The organism is Microbacterium sp. P2_F9 (assembly GCF_056403635.1).
Map to the genome: position 1 here is coordinate 1 of NZ_JBFUFC010000415.1, position 797 is coordinate 797.

Below are 797 nucleotides of genomic sequence, written 5' to 3' on the forward strand. Positions count from 1 at the left end.
CAGCCCCGCCTCCATCCGGGGATCGAGGCGGGGCCGCTCTACTGTCGGACTAGTGCTGCGCGAGGCGCCGCGAAGCGACCACGGTCTCGCCGGCGAGCAGCATCACCGCGGCCGCGAAGCCCAACGGCATCACGTCGCCGCCACCGGTGGCCGGCAGCATCGCGGATGGCGGTGTCGACCCTCCAGCCGGCGCGGGGCAGGCGTCATCCGTGAATGTGAACGTCCACTCCGTCACGGCACCGGCGGGGAACTCGTCGGCCTCGGAGACGAGCACAGCCGTGATGGTCACGGTGTCGCCGTCCTCGACGACCTCGTAGCGCACCGTCGCCGTGTCTGCCGGAACGGTGTATTCGTCATTCACCGTGCCGCAGACATCGACGAACGTCGGAGCTGCCGGAGCGGGGACGACCACCAGCGGGCACGCCTCGGGTCCACTGCGCTGGTCACCCAGCACGATCGTCCGTGTCGCGGATGTCGCGTCCTCGTTCACGTCCCACTTCGACTCATCCAGGCCGCCCAGCGTGAAGCCGGGCATCGCCTCGACGGTGAGCGTGACCTCGCCGTCCACCGAACGGTCGACGGTCACGAAGACGTTCTCGAACTCGTACAGCGCGACGTCGCCGAAGACGTCGGTGGGTTCACCGAGGAATCCGGTGGCGAACGTGCCCGGAGACGCGCATGTCGGCTCATCGGGTTCAGCGTTGAACAATGCCGGCACCGGGTACACGACCGGCCCGCACTGCTCCCCGGTCAGCTGGTCCAGGTCATCGAGCGCGGTGAACGATACCGGTGCGGAG

General features: G+C 68.8%; 1 protein-coding gene. It reads right to left on the reverse strand.

Annotated features, from left to right (window positions below):
- Positions 1-49: 49 nt before the first annotated feature.
- A partial coding sequence (locus tag AC1DVT_RS20480; RefSeq protein ID WP_477391263.1) for a hypothetical protein occupies positions 50-797 on the reverse strand: 748 nt, incomplete at its 5' end.